Below are 1,045 nucleotides of genomic sequence, written 5' to 3'. Positions count from 1 at the left end.
CTTTCAAACGAATTGCTCACCACCACGTTGTACGCGCCGGTGTCCTGGAGCGTGGCGAAGATGGTGAGATCGGGCGTGGTCGCGCCGGAGATGTTGCCGCCGTCGGTCAGCGCGACGCCGTCGCGCCGCCACTGGAACGCCAGCGGCGGTGTCCCGCTCGCGGTCACGCTCAGTTGCGCGATGCCACCGCCCACCGGCAACAGGACCGAGGCTGGCTGTGTTGTGATGACCGGCATGAACGGGCCGCACTGGTTCAGCAGCACGCTGACGTTGTCGCTGTCGTTCGCCACGGCCAGATCGGCGTCGCCGTCCCCGTCTAGGTCGCCGATCGCAACGGCTCGGGGACCGCCTCCCGCGCCCAAGAGCACATCGGGCGCGAAGGTGCCATCGCCGTTGTTCAGCAGCACAGAAACGTTGTCGCCGCCGAAGTTCGCCACGGCGAGGTCGGTGTCGCCGTCGTTGTCCAAGTCGCCAATGACCACGGACTGGGGCACGAGTCCGGCGCCGTAGGGCACATCGGGCGCGAAGGTGCCATCGCCGTTGTTCAGCAGCACGGAGACGTTGTCGCTGTTCTGATTTGCTACAGCCAGATCGGCGTCGCCGTCTCCGTCAAGGTCGCCGATATCGACAGAGGAAGGCCCGCTGCCGGCGCCGTAGGTCACGTCGAGTGCGAACGTGGCGTCGCCGTTGTTGAGCAGCACGCTGACGTTGTTGCTGGACTGATTCGCCACGGCCAGATCGGTATCGCCGTCACCGTCCAGGTCACCGATCGCCACGGCTCGGGGACCGCTGCCCGCCTCGTAGAGCACATCAGGGGCGAAGGTCCCATCGCCGTTGTTCAGGAGCACGCTGACATTGTCGGTGAATTCGTTGGCCACGGCCAGATCGGCGTCGCCGTCGCCATCCAGGTCGCCGATCGCCACGGAGAAGGGCGAGTCACCCGCACCGTAGAGGACATCTTCGGCAAAGGTGCCATCGCCGTTGTTCAGCAATACGCTGACGTTGTCGCCCCCACCAAACAGGCCACTGTTCGCCACGGCGAGGT

The 1,045-nt window shown here is 65.7% G+C and carries 1 protein-coding gene; it reads right to left on the bottom strand.

Annotated features, from left to right (window positions below; genetic code table 11):
• A partial coding sequence (locus AAFX79_13710) for an FG-GAP-like repeat-containing protein (GenBank protein ID MEO1009613.1) occupies window positions 1–1,045 on the bottom strand: 1,045 nt, incomplete at both ends.

It is taken from the genome of Planctomycetota bacterium, from assembly GCA_039819165.1.
Lineage (GTDB): Bacteria > Planctomycetota > Phycisphaerae > Phycisphaerales > UBA1924 > JAHCJI01.
This window is presented reverse-complemented; position numbering and strand designations above follow the sequence as displayed.